At 31.6% G+C, this 21967-nt stretch carries 15 protein-coding genes and 2 pseudogenes; 11 read left to right on the forward strand and 6 right to left on the reverse strand.

Annotation, left to right across the window (positions count from 1 at the left end):
* Positions 1–117 precede the first annotated feature (117 nt).
* From FYJ33_RS14720 to FYJ33_RS16095, 7 genes and pseudogenes are all read left to right on the forward strand, one after another.
* Positions 118–336: pseudogene (locus FYJ33_RS14720) on the forward strand (transposase); the annotation flags it as partial.
* A 56-nt stretch (positions 337–392) separates the two neighbouring features.
* Positions 393–692, forward strand: a pseudogene (locus tag FYJ33_RS14725) (ABC transporter ATP-binding protein); the annotation flags it as partial.
* A gap of 150 nt (positions 693–842) precedes the next feature.
* A complete protein-coding gene (locus tag FYJ33_RS14730) occupies positions 843–2765 on the forward strand; it encodes a PrkA family serine protein kinase (protein ID WP_154532548.1) in 1923 nt (640 codons plus the stop codon).
* 4 nt (positions 2766–2769) lie between these two features.
* Complete coding sequence (gene yhbH / locus FYJ33_RS14735; protein WP_154532550.1) at positions 2770–3939, forward strand: sporulation protein YhbH; 1170 nt, start codon at positions 2770–2772, stop codon at positions 3937–3939.
* Positions 3940–3946: 7 nt separating this feature from the next.
* A complete protein-coding gene (locus tag FYJ33_RS14740; RefSeq protein ID WP_328598715.1) occupies positions 3947–5314 on the forward strand; it encodes a SpoVR family protein in 1368 nt (455 codons plus the stop codon).
* 199 nt (positions 5315–5513) lie between these two features.
* Positions 5514–6068 (forward strand): rubrerythrin family protein, encoded by a 555-nt coding sequence (locus FYJ33_RS14745; RefSeq protein WP_154532573.1) that lies wholly within the window; start codon positions 5514–5516, stop codon positions 6066–6068.
* A gap of 85 nt (positions 6069–6153) precedes the next feature.
* Positions 6154–6849, forward strand: coding sequence for a hypothetical protein (locus tag FYJ33_RS16095; protein ID WP_206046719.1), 696 nt, complete (start codon positions 6154–6156; stop codon positions 6847–6849).
* Positions 6850–6895: 46 nt separating this feature from the next.
* Here FYJ33_RS16095 and pssA read toward each other — a convergent pair whose 3' ends face one another.
* The gene (gene pssA / locus FYJ33_RS14755; protein WP_154532554.1) at positions 6896–7417 is read right to left on the reverse strand and encodes a CDP-diacylglycerol--serine O-phosphatidyltransferase; all 522 of its coding nucleotides are present in this window, start codon (positions 7415–7417) and stop codon (positions 6896–6898) included.
* 200 nt (positions 7418–7617) lie between these two features.
* Between pssA and FYJ33_RS14760 the strand changes: the two genes are divergently transcribed.
* Positions 7618–8496 (forward strand): YegS/Rv2252/BmrU family lipid kinase, encoded by an 879-nt coding sequence (locus tag FYJ33_RS14760; RefSeq protein WP_154532556.1) that lies wholly within the window; start codon positions 7618–7620, stop codon positions 8494–8496.
* Between the two features lie 114 nt (positions 8497–8610).
* On the opposite strand, the gene FYJ33_RS14765 is transcribed toward FYJ33_RS14760, so the two are convergent.
* Entirely contained in the window at positions 8611–9843 is a 1233-nt protein-coding gene (locus tag FYJ33_RS14765; RefSeq protein ID WP_154532558.1) for a dicarboxylate/amino acid:cation symporter, read from the reverse strand.
* Between the two features lie 292 nt (positions 9844–10135).
* On the opposite strand from FYJ33_RS14765, the gene FYJ33_RS14770 reads away from it, so the two are divergent.
* Positions 10136–11908, forward strand: coding sequence for a M3 family oligoendopeptidase (locus FYJ33_RS14770; protein ID WP_154532560.1), 1773 nt, complete (start codon positions 10136–10138; stop codon positions 11906–11908).
* A gap of 344 nt (positions 11909–12252) precedes the next feature.
* Here the strand turns inward: FYJ33_RS14770 and FYJ33_RS14775 are convergent, their stop codons facing one another.
* Positions 12253–13134: a DUF368 domain-containing protein gene (locus tag FYJ33_RS14775; RefSeq protein ID WP_154532562.1), complete on the reverse strand. Its 882-nt coding sequence runs from the start codon at positions 13132–13134 to the stop codon at positions 12253–12255.
* Between the two features lie 182 nt (positions 13135–13316).
* Between FYJ33_RS14775 and FYJ33_RS14780 the strand changes: the two genes are divergently transcribed.
* Positions 13317–16256, forward strand: coding sequence for an exonuclease domain-containing protein (locus FYJ33_RS14780; protein ID WP_206046720.1), 2940 nt, complete (start codon positions 13317–13319; stop codon positions 16254–16256).
* Positions 16257–16332: 76 nt separating this feature from the next.
* Positions 16333–19548 carry a DEAD/DEAH box helicase gene (locus tag FYJ33_RS14785; RefSeq protein ID WP_154532565.1) on the forward strand — a complete coding sequence of 1072 codons (3216 nt, stop codon included), beginning with the start codon at positions 16333–16335 and terminating at the stop codon, positions 19546–19548.
* 72 nt (positions 19549–19620) lie between these two features.
* Here FYJ33_RS14785 and FYJ33_RS14790 read toward each other — a convergent pair whose 3' ends face one another.
* The 3 genes from FYJ33_RS14790 to FYJ33_RS14800 are packed head-to-tail and all read right to left on the reverse strand — an operon-like array spanning position 19621 to position 21521.
* Positions 19621–20595 (reverse strand): DUF4097 family beta strand repeat-containing protein, encoded by a 975-nt coding sequence (locus tag FYJ33_RS14790; RefSeq protein WP_154532567.1) that lies wholly within the window; start codon positions 20593–20595, stop codon positions 19621–19623.
* Positions 20596–20608: 13 nt separating this feature from the next.
* Positions 20609–21205, reverse strand: a complete 597-nt coding sequence (locus FYJ33_RS14795; RefSeq protein ID WP_206046721.1) for a DUF1700 domain-containing protein — start codon at positions 21203–21205, stop codon at positions 20609–20611.
* On the reverse strand, positions 21198–21521 hold the full coding sequence (locus FYJ33_RS14800) for a PadR family transcriptional regulator (protein WP_154532571.1): 324 nt from the start codon (positions 21519–21521) through the stop codon (positions 21198–21200). The genes FYJ33_RS14795 and FYJ33_RS14800 overlap by 8 nt, the downstream gene beginning before the upstream one ends.
* Between the last annotated feature and the right edge of the window lie 446 nt (positions 21522–21967).

A 21967-nucleotide genomic window follows, 5' to 3' on the forward strand; every position in this document is an offset into this window, starting at 1 on the left:
TTTAGGATTACTATCTATTAAGAATGCTGATCTTCCGTTAAAGCTTCGTAGAAGCACCAAACATACAGTTGTGAAAAAGCATAAGAAGATACTTGGTAAAAGCATCTCAGAGCGTCCTACACACATCCTTATTCATCATTTGAAAAGGGCACAAATGAGCGTCATAATGGCCTAATACGTCGATTTATCCCCAAGGGAAAGCGTATATCTGATTATAGTGTTGATAACATAGGGTTTATTGAAGAATGGATGAACACTCTTCCACGTAAAATCTTAGACTACCGAACTCCAGAGGAGCTTTTTGAAAAGTACCTCGATGAGATCTATGCAGCTTAAAAATTCAAGGGTTCAAATGGAAAAATAAAATTAGTTCAATTTGTTATTGCAATTTATCACAGAGAATTGCTATTGCAAGAGCTTTATACAAAGATGCACCATTTATTATTTTAGATGAGCCTACTGCAGCACTTGATCCAATTGCTGAAGCAGAGATATATGAGAATTTTAATAAGATGATAAATAATAAAACAGCGCTTTATATATCTCATAGGATGAGCAGCTGTAAATTCTGTGATAACATTGTAGTATTAGAACATGGAAAAATAGCTGAGTACGGAACACATGATGAATTGCTAAGTAAAAATGGAATATATGCAGAACTTTATAATACTCAGGCGCAGTACTATGAGTAGAGTAATTATATAATACAACTAAATATTTAAGTAAAGTAAGATCCTTTTTATAGCTGGTATCCTTAACATAAGCATAAATAGTATGTTTATATTGGGTAGTTATAAAAGGGATTTTTTTTGAATATATTTTTACAAAAGGAGGTGTCTACAATGGATTTTAAAGAGTTGATTTTAAATGACCGTGAAAAATCAAACAATGAAAAATTTCAAGGAAACTTTCTTGATTACCTTGAGGTTTTAAAGAAAAATCCTGATATAGCAGAACTAGCACATAAAAGAATGTATGATATCATAAATGGACAAGGATACGAGGTATTAAAACCGGAAGAAAATTATAGGATTAAGAAGATTTATGGGAATGAAACAATAAAGAAGTATAACTTTTTTAAAAATGACTTTTTTGGAATAGACAAAGTCATAATGAAACTTGTGAACTATTTTCATTCTGCAGCAATGAAAGGTGAAGAAGCAAGACAGGTTCTTTATCTTGTAGGTCCTGTTGGAGCTGGAAAATCTTCAATTGTAGAGGCATTAAAGAATGCACTGGAAGCTGCACCACCTTTTTATGCTATAAAGGGATGTCCTATGCATGAAGAACCACTACATCTTGTACCAAAGCATTTAAGAAAAGAATTTGGAGAAGCTCTTGGAGTACAGATTGAAGGTGATTTATGCCCAGTATGTAGATATAAGCTTATGCATGACTATAAAGGAAAATATGAAGAAGTTCCTGTTGAACAGGTAGGCTTCTCTATAAGATCAAGAAAGGGAATAGGAGTTGTACCACCAGTAGATCCTAATAATCAGGATACTTCAGTACTTACAGGATCAATAGATATTTCAAAGATGGATATGTATCCAGAGGATGACCCAAGAATTTTTTCACTTAATGGAGCATTTGATGTTGGAAACAGAGGAATGGTTGAGTTTATCGAAGTATTTAAGAATGATGTTGAATATCTTCATACAATAATTACTGCTACTCAGGAAAAATCAATTCCATCACCAGGAAAAGGCGCCATGATTTATTTTGATGGAATTATTGTTGCGCATTCAAATGAAGCTGAATGGGTTAAGTTTAAGTCAGATCATACTAACGAAGCAATTCTAGACAGAATAGTAAAGATTGAAGTTCCATATTGTTTAGAGCTTAATGAGGAAAAGAAGATTTATGAAAAGATATTAAAGAAGAGTAATTTTACTGCGCATATAGCCCCACATACACTTGAAGTAGCAGCTATGTTTGCAATATTATCAAGGTTATCACCTTCAGCAAAGGTTGATCCAATGACAAAACTTAAGATATATAATGGTGAAGATATAGTAGAAAAAGGAACTACAAAGAAGATAGATATTATGGAACTTAGGGAAGAGGCAGGCCCTACAGAAGGCATGAAGGGAATTTCTACAAGGTTTATTATCAAGGCAATAGATAATGCACTTTCAAATTCAGATACTAACTGTATAAATCCTCTTAGCGTTATAGAAAGTCTTATAAAGTCTGTAAAGGATCTTGATTCAGCACCTGAAATAAAGAAAAAGTACCTTACTATACTTCAGGATACAATACGAAAAGAGTATAACAAGACTCTTGAAAAAGAAGTTACAAAAGCATTCATACATTCATTCAGAGAGCAGGCTGAAAGTCTTTTCGATAATTATCTTGATAATGCAGAAGCATACGTTAATAATAGAAAACTTAAAGATAAAGCTACAGGTGAACAGCTTGTTGCAGATGAAGAATTTATGAGAAGTATAGAAGAGCATGTAGGTATTTCTGAAAGCTCAGCAAAAGGATTTAGATCTGATGTTACTTCTTATATGTTCTATGTAGTAAGAAATGGCGGCAAGATTGATTACAAGTCTTATGAGCCACTAAAAGAAGCAATAGAGAAGAAACTTACTACTTCTGTTAAAGACATTTCAAGAATTATTACTAAGTCACGTATAAGAGACAAGGAGCAGGATGAAAAGTATAATTCCATGGTAGAAGAGATGAAGAATAACGGTTACTGTGATTACTGTTGTGATGTCATCTTAAAATACGCTGCAAACAACCTATGGAAGGACTGATATTATGGCTATTTTTAGAGACTACGGAGAAAATCAGGTTGAACATGATAGAGCTATCGAAGATAGAAGAAGGCATAGGCAGCTTGTTGATAAATCAATAAAAGAAAACTTGGGAGATATATTATCAGAGGAAAGTATAATAGGTGAGACAAAAAATAAAAAATTTAAAATCCCTATAAGAGGAATACGTGAATATCAGTTTATATATGGTGATGGTTCCGGTGGGGTAAGTACTGGAACAGGCAATGAAAAAAGAGGAGATAAGGTAGGGAAAAAGCAGGCTAAAGGTGAAGGAAACGATGGCGCAGGAAATTCAGAAGGCGATGAAATATATGAAACAGAAGTAACATTAGAGGAACTTCTGGATTATATAGTAGAAGATCTCAATCTGCCTAACCTTGACAGAAAAAAGTATTCAGAGATTATTGTGGAATCAAGCGGCAAAAAAAAAGGGTATCAGAGATATGGTATAAATCCTAGATTTGCAAAGAAAAAGACAGTAATGGCAAAGATCCAGAGAAAACAAGGCAGAAAACGTGCCTTAATGGAAAAGGGTATAGAGGTTGATGAACAAGATAGATTTCCTTTTATAGAAGATGACCTAAGGTATTATAGAGTAAAGCAAAAACCTAAGAGAGAAAGCAACGCTGTACTTATATTTATCATGGATGTGTCAGGCTCAATGGATAATACTAAAAAATTTCTGGCACGGTCATTTTTCTTTGTACTTTCAAAATTTATAAGAAGAAAGTATAACAATATATGTTTTGAGTTTATTTCACATACAACAGTGGCCAAAGTGGTAGGAGAATATGAATTCTTCCATAGAGGAGAGTCTGGAGGAACTTATATATCATCAGGCTTTGATGCGGCTCTTGATCTTATAAAAGAAAAGTATCCAAAAGAAATGTGGAATATATATACCTTCTATGCTTCAGATGGTGATAACTGGAGTGAAGATAATGAGAAAGCTATTGCAAGTGTCAAGAAGATATGTGAAGTAAGCAATCTTGTTTCATACTGTGAACTTTTGCCATCAACTTATTCAACAACAATGTATTATAGATTTGTTAAAGAAGTAAGCAATAAGAATTTTGTGCCAATGATAGTTAAGGAGAAGAAAGACATATGGACTGCCATAAAGAATGTATTATCAAAGGAATTAAAGGAGTAGAATTATGATTGATTATAATGTAAGCGATCTTGAAGCATGGAATGATAAGATAGAAGCAAAGGTAAAAGAATACGGTCTTGACTATTATCCTCAGGAGTTTGAGATTATAGGTTATAATGAGATGCTCAGCCATGAAGCATATCTTGGAATGCCTTCAAGATATCCACACTGGAGCTTTGGTAAGGCTTATGAGAAGAATAAGACTCTGTATTCTTTTAATCTTACTGGCCTTCCATATGAAATGGTCATAAACTCAAATCCATGTATAGCATATTTAATGCGTGATAATACACTTCTTCTTCAGATACTTACAATGGCACATGTATACGGGCATAATGATTTCTTCAAAAATAACAGGCTTTTTGTTGAAGGAACTAAGGCTGATACTGTTATTGAAATGTTCAAGCTTGATGCTGACATCATAAGGTCATATATTAATGATCCAAGTATTGGTTATAATAAAGTTGAGCATGTGTTAGATGCTGCACATTCATTAAGATATCAGGTATGTAGAGTTGTAGGATTTAAGCAGCAGTCTAATGATGAGCTTAAAGAGAAGATGTTGGTTGAATACTGTAGAAAAATCGAAGAAAGAGGCCTGCTTGATGAAACTGTTAAGATAGATGAACCTGACCTTACAAAATTTCCACTAGAGCCACAGGATGATTTACTTAAGTTTATAACTTCTTATGGAAGGCTTGAAGAGTGGGAAAAGCAGATTATAGAAATCGTAAGAAGAGAGAGTTTATATTTTATGCCTCAGATAGAGACAAAGATAATGAATGAAGGATGGGCAAGCTATACTCATTATAATATTTTGAAATCGCTTAATCTTCCACAGACTCTTCATCTTGAATTTATAAAAAGACATAATGATGTAATCGCTGCTATTCCAGGAAGGTTAAATCCTTATTATATAGGATTTAAGCTTTTTGAAGATATAGAAAAAAGGTATGGAAAAGATAAAATATTTGAGGTAAGAAAAATTGAAAGGGATAATTCATTTTTAAGAAAGTACCTTACAGAAGAAATGTGCAATAAACTTGGGCTATTTGAATATGAACAGAAGGGCTATGATTATGTAGTAAGCGAAGTATCTGATGATGAGGGATGGAAGAAGATTCGTGACAATCTTGTAAATGATACAGGAATAAATGGACTGCCATATATAAGAGTCAAAGACCTTAACCTAAAGACATTTGTTCTTACATTGGAGCATGTATATGATGGCAGGACTTTAGAGAGATCATACGCAAGAGAGACACTTAAGAATCTATATAAGTTATGGAAGTATCCTATAGCACTTGAAAGCAAAGATAAAACAGGAGAGATGATCAAATTTACCTGTGACGGAAATGACGTAACTATAGAATAAAAGTTTTTTATAATAATATAAGATAATATTTAGTGAATAACGAATACCTTTTCTATTCGTTGTTCACTATTAACTATTCACTTCTTTTTTATTCACATTAGTTAAGATGTATATTTATGTTCAAAAGATTAATTGTAACGAAATTGATTTATTAGACATAGGATGTATATGTGAATATTTTGAAGGAATGATTGTAGTAATGGAATTAAAAGATAGTGAAACTTATAAAAATCTTATGAGAACTTTTGCTGGTGAGTCAAGAGCCAGGAATATGTATAATCTTTTTGGGGAGAAAGCAGATAAAGAAGGATATTTATGGATTAAGAAAATCTTTGATGAAACTGCATTAAATGAGTATGCACATGCTCGTGAAGTATTTAAAAGATACCTATGCTTTGTAGGTACAACAGAAGAAAATCTAAAAAAAGCAGTAGAGGGAGAGAGTGAAGAAACAGAGTGCATATACAAAAAGTTTGAAGAAACAGCTAAGAAGGAAGGATTTGAGGATATAGCAGACTTTTATGCTGACCTTCAGGAAGTAGAGGAATCTCATAAAAAAAGATTTTCAGAACTCTATAAAAAACTTAAGGATGAAAGGCTGTATAAAAGTGATGATGAAGTAATGTGGAGATGTATGAACTGTGGATATATATATGTAGGTAAAGAAGCACCAAATGAGTGTCCATTATGTCATTATCCAAGAAAGTTCTTTAAGAGATATTGCTCAGATAGCTGCAAGAAGAAAGCTGAATAGTATTTACTCTTTTTATAGTATAATTGCATGATTTAAAAAATAGAATAGTATAGTGCAATTATGTTATGTGTAGGAGGAATTATATATGGCTGCATATAAAGAGCTATATGATGCGTATTTTACAGAAATAAATAATATATGTGAAATGCTTGGTAAGTATGTAAGCGTATATAGAACTTTGATTGATGGAGCTAGTGCACTTAATAATATTGCGTTTTCTAAAAAGAGTGATATAAAAAAGGCTTTAAAAAGGGCCAATACAATGGGAGATATAATAGACGAACTAATTGATGCAATCGGGGAAGTTGATTTCTGCTATCTTGATTATCTTCAATCTAAGGCTGGTTATATAGCTCATAATGTTCCCAAAAGTTCTGTGTTTTCAGAACTGGGTTCTGGTTTATTTCTGGCTGGGCAGTTTAATACCATTAATAATATGCCTGATATATATAAGAATGTATTTAAGAATGGCTTCAACGGTTTTGGAAAAAATTCTAATAATGGTGGAAATAATGGCGGCGATAATGCTGGAAATAATGGTGGTAATAATCAAGGAAATAATGGACAGGGTAATAATACAGAAACACCAGCTGCTGAGCCATCTAATAATGAAGCGGATGATATTAAATATCAAGGAGAGAATGAAAATAATAATGCTGGACAGAATAGTGATGAGATAGTTTATAAGGATAATAATGAAAATGATACTTATGATAATGAAAATATAGAGAGTAATGATGATATATCACAGAGTTATGATAATAGTGATTATGACGAATGAGATGGAATATAATAAAAAAGCTTGGCCAAAATATTGACCAAGTTTTTTATCTTTTCTTTAAGCTTACTGTACTAACCATTAGGTAAGAAAGTAAAATCATAAATAATATTGGAATTATCGGATGCATATTTGTTTGTGTGTGTATTAATATAAGAATTGTCATTACACTTCCTGCTATAGTTATTGGAACTCCTGTAAATACACCGTTAAAGTCTGTTATATTATAACGTGCAAGTCTAAATGCTCCACATATAGGAAAAAGTAGAACAAGTACATAGCCAAGTATTCCATAAGGGCCAATGCTGCTTAAGTTGAAGCAGACGTAAGTTAATATAGCTGGTGAAACTCCAAATGACACTAAATCAGCTAATGAATCAAGCTGTTTACCTATTTCAGATGAAACATCAAGATGACGTGCTATCCTTCCATCATATCTATCAACAAGTGCTGCAATAATTATAAATATACATGCATTGATATATTTATGTTCAAATGTGCTTAAAATTGAAAGAACTCCACATCCAAGATTCGTAAATGTAAATATATTTGGTATCCACGATTTTTTCATATAATCACTCCTATACATATTGTACAATAACTGTAGCAATATTAACTATAATAACATATATCAGATAAAATGAAAAAAATAAAGTGTTTTAAGGTAAATTTAAGAAAAGAAATATTTAAATTGTAATTGTGCACAAATAAGTTATACTATATGGTATAATTCTATTATTAATTAGAAAATTGAATTAGGGGGTAAATACTTTGAAAAAAGTGAAATTTATATATAATCCTTATTCAGGAGAAAATACTATACTGAATAATCTTGATAATGTAATAGAGATACATCAAAGAAATGGTTATACAGTAGTTCCATATAGAATAAGCAAAGGTCATAGTTTAGAAGATGCTTTTTATGATATTGATGAGTCATATAGTTACATATTACTAGCAGGTGGAGATGGAACTGTAGATAGTGTAGTAAATGCTATGAAAAAGAAAGATATAAATTTACCTATAGGAATACTGCCAGTAGGAACTGCAAATGATTTTGCTAAATTCATAGGAATACCTTCAGATATATCTAGAGCTTGTGAACAAATAATAAAATATGAACCTAAAGCTGTTGATATAGGCAAGATAAATGATAAGTATTTTATAAATGTTGCGTCTACAGGATTGTTTACAGATATATCGCAGAAAACAGATGATGAATTGAAAAATAGTATAGGAAAGCTTGCATATTATATTAAGGGGATTGAACAGCTTCCGAATTTTAGAAGGCTAAAGGTTAAAATATCATCTAAAGAAGTTACGTATGATGGTGAAATGTATCTTATGCTTGTTTTTAATGGACAGACAGCAGGAAATATGAAGCTTGCAACACGTGCAGATGTGAGTGATGGAAAATTAGATGTTATTCTTTTTAAAGCTACAGCTATACATGATCTTCTGCCCTTATTTATAAAGGTTCTTAAGGGAGAACATCTTGATGACTCGAAAGTTTTATACTTTAAATCTGATGATATCTTAATTGAAACAGATGAGGATATTGTAACTGATATTGATGGTGAAAGAGGACCAGATTTCCCAGTAAGAATTAAATGTATAGAAGGCGGAGTTCACGTAAGAGGAATCAAATAAGGAATTAATAATAGCATATGTACTAATAATTTATAAATACACCGTTATATTTAATGTAAAAGAGCAGGGACTTTAAAAGTCTCTGCCTTTTTTATATATAAGATTTTAAGGAATCTACTTATTTACTACTGCTTTCTGCAGTTCTAGATCAGGTTTTGCTACTGTTTCTTTTTTAATTTCCCTAGCTGCCAGTTTCTGTATTATATAATCCATAATTACTGCAATTGCACCATCACCAGTAACATTTGTTGCTGTACCAAAGCTGTCCTGTGCAGCATGAAGTGCTATCATAATAGATTTTTCTACGTCTCCAAAGCCAAGCATTGACTGCAAAAGACCAAGAGCAGCCATTACACCACCTCCAGGAACTCCGGGGGCAGCTACCATTGTAACACCAAGCATAAAGATGAAAGGCATCATTGTTGTAAATGTAGGAACTTTATTGTTTAAATACATAACACCCATTGATGCAAGAACAAGAGTAATAGTATCACCAGCAAGGTGTATTGTAGCACATAGTGGAACAACAAAATCTGCAATATCTTCTGAAACGCCATTTTCCTTAACGCATTTTAAGTTTACAGGAATAGTTGCTGCAGATGACTGAGTGCCTAAAGCTGTAAAGTATGATGGAAGCTGATTTTTTAACATTTTAAATAGATTCTTTCCAGATATTCCACCTGCAAGACTGTATTGGGCTAGTATATATAATAGCTGAAGTGGAATTATTATTGCATATACAAAAGCAAAAGACTTTAATGTTGTGAATATTTCCCCGCTCAAGCTTAGCTTTGCAAATATTGAGAAAATATATACAGGAACAAGAGGTATAAGTACCTTTTCAATTACCATTGTTATTATTTTGCTGAATTCATTAAAGCCGTTTAATAATGAGCTGTTTTTCATTTTTGAAAGAGCAATACCCATTACAAAAGCAAACACTAATGCTGACATTATATCGAACATTGGTGGAATATTTATTGTGAAGTATGGATCAGCAGCTAGTCCACTTCCTTTAGAAAGAGTAGCTTTAGTTATAAGCTTTGGAAGAATTGATACTCCCAAAAGATAAGCTATTGTACCTGCTATTATTGTTGATACATAAGCAAAGGCTGTTGTTAATAACAAAGTCTTTCCTGAACTTTTTCCAAGATTTGCAATACCAGGGACAATAAATCCTATTATTATGAATGGAATCACAAAAGATAGAAAGTTACCAAACAATCCGCTGAAAGTAGCAAAAATCTTTACAGGAAACAGAATTCCTGTCTTACTACAAGTTATCCCCAAAATAACCCCTAGAATAAGTGCTATAAAAATTCGTTTTAACAAAGTAAGATTTTTCATAAAATAACCCCCTATTTTTACTTATTGTCGATATTAAACACATGTGTATTCAAATGAATACATATGTGTTTTGAACAAGTACACTATACTCCTTGGCTGTCTTTCTGTCAAGAACATTTGTGTTTGTGGAAACATGAATATTTAAATTATATTAATAATGGTATTATGATATAATTAACAGTAGTGTAAAAAATATAGTTAAATATTGAAATTATGATTATTATTCTTCTAGTTGTTTTGCAGAATTAAGTATGAGGAAATGATAGAAGTATTAGAAACAGGGGGTAGGATTATGCAATTAACATGGAACTTAAAAGAGTTGTATTCATCTTTTGACAGTGAAGAATTCAAGAATGATATGAAAAGATTAGATGAATGCATATATGAATTTGGTGATTTTGCAGAAAAAATCACTAAAGATTATGATAATGAAGTGAAGAAAATTGAAGAGTATATAAGTAGAAAGATAACAATTACAAAATTGATGGTGAATCTTGATAATTTCATAAGTTTGACTTTAAGTGCAGACACAAAGAATGAAAAAGCATCAAAGAATTCAGATTTATTAGAAGCTAAGATGAGTGAGATGGTTTCTCCTACAACAAGAATTAACAAGTGGATAAGAGGAATTAAAGATATAGATAGTGTAATTGAAAAGTCATCATTGTTAAAAGAACATAAATTTATAATTAAAGAAATAGTAGAAAAAAGTAAGTATCTATTAAGTTATAAGGAAGAAACTATAATTTCAAAGATGAAGAACACAGGATCAAATGCCTGGTCAAAACTTAAAGATAATCTTATTTCAAATCTTAAGGTGGATATAGAGCAGGATGGTGAAATGAAGCAGCTACCATTAACTGTTGTTTTAAACATGGCTTATGATAAAGATAAGGATGTTAGAAAAAAAGGTTATGATGCTGAAATTGCATCATATTATAAAGTTGAAGAAGGAGTGGCTGCCTGCCTTAATGGAATCAAGGGAGAGGTTCTTACTGTTTGTGATTTAAGGGGATATAAATCACCTATAGAAATGACTCTTGTAGGTTCAAGAATGGATAAGGAATCACTTGATGCCATGCTTACTGCCATGAAGGAAAGCCTTCCTCATTTCAGAAAGTACATGAAGTGTAAAGCTAAAATGCTTGGATATAAAAATGGTCTACCATTTTATGAAATGTATGCACCAGTATCTAGTGCTAAGATGAAGTTCACTTATGAAAAAGGAGCTGAATTTGTTATAAAGAACTTCAGGACATTTAGTGATGATCTTGCAGACTTTGCAAAGAAGGCTATTGATAATGCATGGATAGATGTTGAACCTAGAGAGGGGAAGGTTGGTGGAGGATTCTGCTCAAATATTACCACAATAGGTGAAAGCAGAATACTTCTAAATTATGGCGGTAACTTCAGTGATGTTGTTACTCTTGCACATGAGCTTGGACATGGATTTCATGGTGAATGCTTAAAGGGAGAATCAATATTAAACTGTGATTATCCAATGCCGATTGCAGAAACAGCATCAATTTTCTGTGAAACTATCATTAAGAAGGCTGCTGTTAAGGAAGCTTCAAAGGATGAGGCACTAGCAATACTAGAGCAGGAAATTAGTGATTGTAATCAGGTAATCGTTGATATATATTCAAGATTCTTATTTGAAAAGTCAGTATTTGAAAAGAGAAAGGAATCAGCATTGAGCGTTGAAGAAATAAAGCAGTGTATGATAGAGGCGCAGAAAGAATCATATGGAGACGGACTTGATCCTCAGTACCTTCATCCATATATGTGGACTTGGAAGCCTCATTATTATTATGCTGATTACAATTTCTATAACTTTCCTTATGCATTTGGACTTTTGTTTGCTAAGGGTTTATATGCTGAATATCTAAAGAGAGGTCAAGATTTTGTGAAGGATTATGAGCAGCTGTTAGCTATAACAGGAAGAAATAATATTGCTGATATTACTAAAGTTATGGGTATAGATATTCATGATATAAATTTCTGGAGAGCATCTCTTAAGACTATAGAAGATGATATAGATAAGTTTATTGAATTAAGTGAATAATTATTGAATAATTTACAATATTAAGATATAATGTGTTTTATATTATTTTAAGCAATGTTTTGGGGTGGAAATATGAAACTTATTCGAGATAACTACTCAGTACAGTTAATATAATCTGTTATCAGATTGTACTGAGATTAAAAAATGAATTTGCTGACAGTATTTTTAACTGTACTGATACTTCAATATAGGATAACCACAGTATGATTTATGAATTATGGTTGTTATACAGCTTATATAACTTGTAGACATATATAATTAGTGTTGAAAAATAATATGAAATTAAGAAAAGACATCAGCAGGTTATGCCCTCTGATGTCTTTATTTTATAGGAATTTAAATTATTATTCACTAATAACGTTCTTTAACTTTTCAAGTCCAAGTATTATGGCTCCACCGATGATGAAGAATATCCAGTTAAAAGTACTTAGAGTCATTGCTGGCTGAGGAATTTTTAAAGTTGTTGCACCCATAAATACTGGATAGAATGAACCTATCATTAGTCCAAGAATAAAGTAAATCATCTTTGATCTTGAGTTTTTTAATAATTTACGAATAGTTCTTATAGTAGCAACAATACCAAAGATAACACCAAGTCCAAATACGATAAGTACTGGAAGATAGCTGAAGTTAAAAGATAAAACTTCCTTTATTGAACTTATTATAGGAGCATAAAGTCCGAAAATAAGTAAAAGCGTTGATCCTGATATACCTGGAAGAACCATTGCTGATATGGCAACTGCACCAACTATAAAAATATAAATCACTAATTTAATTGAAAGTGAACCAATAGCAAGGTTTAATCCGTTTCCATTTGATGATGGGTTCATATAAGAAATACCTATTACAAGCAATGCACCTAAAAGTGTGAAAATTATATTTTTATACTTGCCAGCTAAAGATTCTCTTTCTTCTTTAATTATTAATGGAATAGAAAATAATATAAAACCAGTAAATAATGAACTTATCATATAAATGTGGCTGTCGAATATTGATGATAAGAATAATACAGATAATATAAATCCAGTAATCCAGCCGATACCAAGTTTTATTAAGAAGAATAGAGCTTCATTTCTTTCTTCCTTATTTTTTGATACTATTAAGTTAAGTGAATTGATAAATTTATCGTAAAATCCAAGTATAAATGCGATAGTTCCACCAGATACACCAGGTACGCTGTCAGCAAGCGACATTATAAATCCACGGATAAAATTAATTATGAACATGTTTAGTCTCCTTTATTATGTAAAATATATAAGCTATTTTATAGTATATTTAATATTTCCATTAAAAACAAGGCGATTAATTAATGTTAGCAAAATCTTAATAAATATTATTTAACTGCTTTTAAAAATAGTATATGTAGAATAAAATATAATTATAAATATTTATGTTGAAAGAGGAAATTATGAATAGAATTAAAAGTCTTATTGACAACGTTGTTTATTTGGATATAGAAACTACAGGACTTTCAGATTCTCTTGATGATGAGAACATGCGAAAATGGGAGAGAATTATTGAAATAGGTGCAGTTAAATATAAAGATGGAGAATATAGTGAGTTTCATACTCTTGTTAACCCAAGGAAGAAGCTTTCGCTTGATATACTTGATTTATGTAGCGGTATCAGTCACGATGCTCTTGATAAATCACCAACAATAAAAGATATTTTTCCATGTCTTGTTGATTTCATAGAAGATATGCCGCTTATATGTCATAATGCAGCTTTTGAAAAGAAGTTCTTATCTACATATGGTAAAGCATTGGGATATGAATTGAAAAATGAATTTCTTGATTCTATGGAGCTGGCAGCTCTTGTGAATCCTGGCCTTAAGGAATATAACCTTGAAGCTCTTATAAAAGAATATATAAAGCCTGATTTAAAAGAACAGCATAGAGGTCTTGAAGATGCCAAGGATACGATAAAGGTAGTAAATAAAATACTTGAAGATTTATGGATAGAATCAAGTATGGTGCTTCCTCATGAATTTTCAAACCTAGATGACTGGAACTGGATTAAGTATATTGAACCACATGCAGTGCCTCTTTATGAAAGACCGTTAAGAAAAGAAAAGCATGTACCTATAATACCTGTTGATTATGATAAATATGAGCAGCTTTTTATGGATGAACAATTATGGAGAAGAACTGGCAGAAGCTACAGCATAAGAAAGCAGCAAATTGATGTTTCAGAGAAGGTTAAGGACTGCCTTGTTAACGGCAATGTTACTTTAGTAGAGGCACCTACTGGCATAGGAAAGAGTCTTGCTTATCTTCTGCCAAGTGTAATATATTCATACAAAACTGGCGCCAAGATAGTGATTTCAACTAACACAAAAGGGCTGCAGACACAGCTTGTAGAAAAGGATATTCCAAATCTTCTTGATATCTTGTCATTAAGGAACAACATAAATTATGTCAGCATGAAGGGAAAGAATAATTATCTCTGCATGGATAGAATCAAGCTTATGGATCTTCCTATAAGCTTAGAAGAAAGAATGGGATATGTTTACCTCTACAGAAGTGCTTTTATTAAGAACTGCGGTGACATTGAAGATATAAATTACTGGGTGAGAAACCATTTTGAAATTGACAAGATTGTTGATGAATGCAGCTGTGATTCTGAGTACTGTGACATAAAGTCATGTGAATATAAGGAACAGTGCTTTTATGCCAAAGAAGTTGAAAAGCTTAAGGAAGCAAACATCATCATTATAAATCATTCACTGCTGCTTAAATGGCCATACAGAACTGAAGTTGAAATAAAGAATCTTATTGTGGATGAAGCACATAACCTGAAAAAAGAAGTTTATTCAGCATTTGAATGTGAAGTTACTTCAAAAGATATCATGAAAAATTTAAGAGACATATATGCTCCTGATTATAAGAGTGGATATCTGCTTTATTTAGGTAGAAAATATAAAGATATTTATGATGCTTCTGTGCTTAACAATCATCTTAAGAATATAATTATTTCAATACAGAATATCAGCGATTCATTTGAATGCTACATAAAAGAAAGAAGTAACGGCAAAGAAAAAGAACTTATCTATGACATTAAAGAATGCATAAACATTGAAGATAAAAAATTCAGTAATGTAAGAAAAAGCATGGAACAGTTTGTTGCAAGCCTTACAGTCTTTAATATAGAAATAAACAAGTCACTGGAAAGGCTGCAGTGCAATGAAGGGCTTAAGAATGATAAAAGACTGAAAATTCTTGCTGAGAAAGTTAAGAACATGGATACTATAAAGGATGTAGTAGAAAGCTGTATCAAGCAGCAGATGGCAAATTACTGCTACAGTTATGATGTGCATAAGGGATTTAAGTGGTGGAGCATAAAGTATACGCCTCTTGATGTTTCGAATGAATTTTATTCTAAAGTTGTAGATCCTTTGGAAAGCGGGATGTTTATTTCAGCAACACTTACTTCAAGGGGAAACTATGATGACTTCAAAAGTACTCTCGGTATAGACAAATGTCTTGAAAACAAGAAAAAACTTGTGGAGGTTCCAGCAATAGATCCTGTTTTTAATTATAAAAAGAACAGCACGATTTATGCACCTGTTTTACAGAGTGATCCTAAAGCTCTTCATGAGTTTGTAGCAGAAGCAGCTCAGTTTGTGCTTAATATTGTAGATACAATAGAAGGAAATATTCTTATGCTCTTTACCAGTAAGGTAAGGCTTAATGAATTTGAAAGATGCATTAGAAAAGATATAGAGAAAAAGGGCATCAGGCTTCTTACAAGGAAGAAAGACATTGATAAGCTTAAAAAGAGAGATGAAAGATATATTTTCCTTGGCTCAAGAGGATTCTTTGAAGGTGTTGATATACCTGGGGATGCCATGAATACTATCATCTTAGACAAGGTTCCTAACATAAATGGCAAGGAGCCACTATATGAGACTCTTATCAAGAGGCTTGAAAAAGATGACGATCGTTATTTTACATATTATAATATGATAAATTACCCTATTGTTGCAATTGACATCAAACAGATTTATGGTAGGCTGATGAGAACAGAGTATGACTACGGAAGTTTTATCATACTGTCTAAGTTTGAAAGGGATAATCAGAATACAAAAAGGCTTAATTCTGAACTTTACAGCGTAAGTACTGTTCGTGGTGACAGCAGAATAATTGCTGGTGATATCAGGAGAAAGTATGATATGTGGAAGAAGAACAATATGTTAAAAATCTTTGGAGAGGTAAAAAATCAGATAAGACTTGCTAAGAATATAGAAGAAGCTGAAGGCATATTACAGTATGAGTATGAAAAAAGAAATCTGAAATATGAAGTAAGCAGAAAACAGCTTATAGAATTAAATAAATTTTACAAAGTATGAAAAAGTTGTTCATAAAATTGTAAAAGGATTATAATTAATACTATATTAAAAAGTAAAGACAAGGGGTTTTTGCGGAATGTATAAAATTGAACTTCTAAAAAGCGTACGACTGTATGCAAAACGAACAGGAGTTATAAGAGCAAGAAAATATTATGATGAAGATCTTGTGTCAAAAGTTGAATGTGGCACTTATAAGGATCAGTTTATAGTTGCTGGTGAAGTGATTTCAGAAAGCTTATATAATACATATAATACTGAAATCTGTATAGATATGAACAGTAAGGCTATAAGTGAATTTAGATGTACATGCAAGGATTTTGACAGGGAAGTAAATATGTATGGCAGAAGACTGTATGCATGCAAGCATATAGTAGCTATGTCATATAGGGCCATTGATATACTTAATGCAGAGCTTAAGAAACAGACGACACTTTCTAAGTCAGAATTCATTCTGAAGAAACTTGATACGCGATTTAATGAAAAGAAGAAAGTAAGGCTTGAACTCAGCAGACTTGCGTGTAATTACACATGTTTTGTAGCAGAATTTAAAATCGGTGAAGGTAAGATGTATTCACTTAAGAATCTTGTTGATTTTATACGTGCGGTGGAAAATAATTATACTATTGAATATGGTAAAGAGTTCACATTCGATCCTGGAAATCAGTTTTTTTCTAAAAGAGATAAGAATGTTATTAATTTTATAAGAGGTATGTTTGACATAGAAGGATTTTCTATGAATAGGTCTTTTTCAGCTTATGTATCATCAAATGTGCTTAAAGGAAAGTATCTGAAGATACCCAAGAGCAAGATTGGTGAATTCCTTAAGATGTATCTTGGCGAAAAGATAGATTTTGAGTATAACGGTCTTACATATAAGCAGGTTGAGGTAGTTAAAGAGGAGCTGCCATTATTGTTCAGCGTTATTGATAAGAATGAAGAAATAGAAATAAAAAGTGGCAATGACTTCCCTGAAGATGTTTCAGGCTGTGGTGAATTATATCTATCTGGATATAAGCTATATTTACCTAACAGCGGAAAGTATGATCAATATAAACTAATTTATGAAGCATTTAACGAAGAACATAATCTGATTTTTAAGAAGTCTTCTTTAGAAAGTGTTGTAACAAAACTTGTGCCAATTCTTGAGCAGGTAACTGATAATGTTAAAATTGACAAGAAGATAAGGGACAGAATTGTTAATGAAAAGCTGAAAACAGAATTCTATCTTGATAGAAACAAAGGAATAATTCTTAGAGTGAAGTTTAAATATGGTGATAATACTGTGGAACAGAACAGTACTACAGATAATCCATTCCTGATTATTCGTGATCTTGAAATGGAGGATAAGATAACTGATGCTGTTTATAATCTTGGTTTTAACAAGATTGATAATAAATATGTGCTTAAAGGCGACGGGGAGTACGAATTTGTTACAGATGGTGTGAAGAAACTTATAGAGATGGGCGAAGTGTTCTATTCAGACAGGTTTAGAAACAATAAGATTCACAGGATGGAATCAATAAAAGCTAATATTAAGAAGACAGAAAGAGGATATCTAGATTTTACATTTAATGTGGCAGATGTCAGCGATTCTGAAATGAAGAATATCTTGAAGGCTTTTAAGGAAAACAGAAAGTATTATCAGCTTAAGAATGAGGACTTTATCGACTTTGAAGATGATGAAGTAAGAGATTTCTTTACGCTTATTGAACACTTGTCTATTAATTCAAAAGTGAAGAATGGTAAAGTGGAAGTGCCTAATAATAAGGCATTTTATCTTGAAAATTATATAGATGATAATGATATAGATTATATTACAGGAATTGAAGATATTAAGGAAATTACTAAAAAGGTAAGAGAAATCAACACAATGGACTTTACAGTTCCAAAGGAGCTTAATGCTAAACTAAGAAGTTATCAGGTTACTGGTTTTAAGTGGCTTAAGACTCTAGCTTCTCTAGGTTTTGGAGGAATACTTGGCGATGAAATGGGGCTTGGTAAAACTATTCAGACTATAGCGTTTATCTTGTCTCAGAATGCGAAGAACACGCTGATTGTAGCACCGACATCGCTTGTTTATAACTGGAAAACTGAAATTGAAAAGTTTGCACCTGAGTTGAAGACTGCAGTAGTTGTCTCTAATAAGCTTAGACGTGAATCTATATTAAAAAACAAGGATAAATATGATGTAATTATAACCTCATACAATCTTTTAAGACGTGATATAGATGAATACAAGGGATTAAAGTTTGATATATTCATCATTGATGAAGCTCAGAATATCAAGAATCCAGCATCGCAAGGAGCAGCAGCTGTTAAATCAATAGATGCAGATATTAAGTTTGCGCTTACTGGTACGCCTATAGAAAACTCACTTATTGAGTTATGGTCAATATTTGATTTTATTATGCCGGGATATTTATATAGTAAATCAATATTTAATGAGAATTTCGAAAAAAAGATAAACAAGGGCGAAACATTAGATGAGCTTAATAGGCATATAAAGCCGTTCATACTTAGAAGATATAAAAAGGATGTTATAAAGGAACTGCCTGATAAGATTGAGAAGCAGATTGTTGTTGAGATGACAGACAGGCAGAAGAAGGTATACGCATCATACGTTAAGGATGTTAAGGAAAAATTAGAAAATCATATTAAAAATGATGATATGAAAAATAACAGAATTGAGATTTTATCATGTCTTACAAGGCTTAGACAGCTGTGTCTTGATCCATCAGTTGTAATTGATGGTTATAGAGGTGGCAGTGGTAAGGTTGAGGCTCTTATTGAAATACTTAACGACAGCATCAATGAAGGTCATAGAATTCTTGTGTTCTCTCAGTTTACAACTGTGCTTAAGAATATTGCATCAAGACTGTCTAAAGAATGCATAAGTTACTGCTATCTTGATGGAAGCATAAAGTCTGAAGAGAGAATCAAGCTTGTTGATAAATTCAACAATAAAGAGTATTCAGTATTCCTTATTTCTCTGAAGGCTGGAGGAACTGGTCTTAACCTAACTACAGCTGATACAGTTATTCATTTCGATCCATGGTGGAATCCTGCAGTAGAAGATCAGGCAACAGACAGAGCTCATAGATTTGGACAGAAACATGTAGTAGAGGTTATCAAGCTTGTGGCCAGCGGTTCAATAGAAGAAAAGATAGTTAAACTTCAGATGGAAAAGAAGGAGCTTATATCAAAAGTACTTGGAGATCAACTTCAGGACTCAGATACACTGCTTAAGTTGACTGATGATGATATAGCAAAACTATTTGATATAGTACAATAGAGACTAATACAGAAAATAAAAGACTCAGTAAATTTATCTTACTGAGTCTTTTATTGAGTAATAAATTATATTTTAATCTATTTTTATTTCTCCTGAAATTGTATGTGCTTTTATTATTCTATCTGATCCATCTGAAGACTCTCCTGTAAATTTTCTGTTTGAAGAAGTAATGTTCTTTACAGCTAAGCCATTTTTTATTTCACCAGAAGTAGTGGATAAATCAAGTTTTGCACCAAAGTCACCTGAAGTTTGTATTTTTATGTCTCCAGAAGTTGTGTTGACAGTAGCATCATTAATATCTTTAGATAATTGAAGTTTTATTTCACCAGAAACTGATTTTGAATATAGTTTGTTATATTTGCCTGATGATTTTATATCTCCTGATACTGTTGATAAATTTAAATCTTTTGCAGTAGCATCTGAACATTCAATTTCACCTGATATCGTAGATAATTTTAATGTTTCAGCAGTAGTATCAGTTGTATTTATTTTTCCTGAAACTGAATGAAGATTAAGATCGCTGAATTCTATACCAGTTATAGAAATATCTGCTGATTTACCATCAACATTAAATGACTTCTTATAATTAGCTGGCAGAGTGACTTCTACTTTGCAGTCAGGTAGATTAAAGTGTGCAATTGATTTTTTTGCTTTAACATACACTGTAAGTTCATTATTAGATACAACTTTATCAAGTTTAATATCATTAGATTTTGTAATAAGTTTAACTGTTATTTCATTTGTATTGCCTACATTAACTTTAACATCAGGAGAGAATGTTTTTATATTGACTGAATTTACATTATCAAGAGGCTGGTTTATTGTAGAAGATAAACTGCCTAATGATGAATCACTATATGTGAACTCTGGATTTGTATATTCATCATTTATATTAAAATAAATACCGTGGAAATTCTTAAACATGTCTATTATGCTTCCATTAGCATCTTTAATGATAAGTGCTGCACCAATATAACAGCTTATCATAACTATAAAAATTACTGTGGTGAATATTCCAAGTATTTTATAAGATTTTTTCTTGTTCATTACTGCACCCCCGTTATTTAAAACAGTTTATTAGCTGTTTTATTAAGAAAATAATTAGTTTTATTATAAAGAAGAATAAAATTGCAATTAGTATTGATAAACATATTGTACCAATACCTAATAAAATCTGACTTGATACTGGAATGTTTATATCTATATTCATTACATTATTTATTATTCCTGTAATTCCAAATGCACCTGCAAGGAAAAAACCTAACCCGCAAACAAAAATACTGACACATGCTACCAAAATACCAACCACTAAAGCGAAGATGCCTGCACTTATGCCTATAATAACTGGACTTGCCATAACTAATATAATTATAAGTATAATCCAGAATGCAGGGCTTCGTTTCTTATGTGGGACAATATCGTAATTGTTATTAATGTTGCTATTATCTTTATTAAATCTTGAAAAATAATTTTCTCTATATGATTTTACTATCTTATAAGGATCACCAAGTTCGTTTATAATTTCAGCCTCTGTTTTACTTTCAGCTGTTCCGTAAGAAAAATGTTCTTCATAGTCTGCAATAATTTCTTTTCTTATTTTTTCAGGAAAATCACAAAGACCATTTGAAATAACGTTTATAAATTCTGTTTTATTCATTAATATCATCACCCCTTAGTATAGAATTTAATGACTTAGTTAAAGTGTTCCATTCATTTTCCAAAGTTTCTTTTTGCTTAAGGCCCTCATCTGTAAGTTTGTAAGTTTTCTGTGGAATATTATCTGCTGAATCCTGAAGATAAAATGATATATATCCTTTTTCTATAAGGTTACGTAGTGCAGGATATATTTCTCCACTTGGGATATCTAACTTTTTTGATATAAGTACAGATAATTGATAACCATTAATTTCTTTTTTTGATAAGGTACTTAATATAGAGAGAGTAAGTACACTTTTTTTAATTTGAATATTCATATTAAATAAACCTTCCTTAAAAATATTATTTCTATATTTTAAAACTAAATCAGCTTTGTATTTAGCAACTCTTTACAGTAACAATTATATTTAATTAACAGCTCATAATACAAGCAATTTACTTATGTTTAAGAAAGTATTAAGTATTAAGAAAATATTAATAAATGGGGTTAGAGTTTAAAGGAAAATATTTTTTAATTTAATTTTAAATAAAGTGTTGACAGTAATATTATAAGATGATAATATAGTCAATGTCGCTGAAAAGCAGACAAGAAAAAGGAACTTCTCACAAGTGAGAAGTAAGCGAATGTGCCAAATCAAGATTTGGAACACCTGCTTATGATCTTTGAAAATTAAACAGAGGAAATTAATAGTTTATACAAACTTTTTATTAGACCAGCAATTCTTTTAGTAATTAAGCTAAGATTAAGCTAAGCAATTAAACT

Origin of the sequence: Inconstantimicrobium porci, from assembly GCF_009696465.1 — a bacterium.
Classification (GTDB): domain Bacteria; phylum Bacillota; class Clostridia; order Clostridiales; family Clostridiaceae; genus Inconstantimicrobium; species Inconstantimicrobium porci.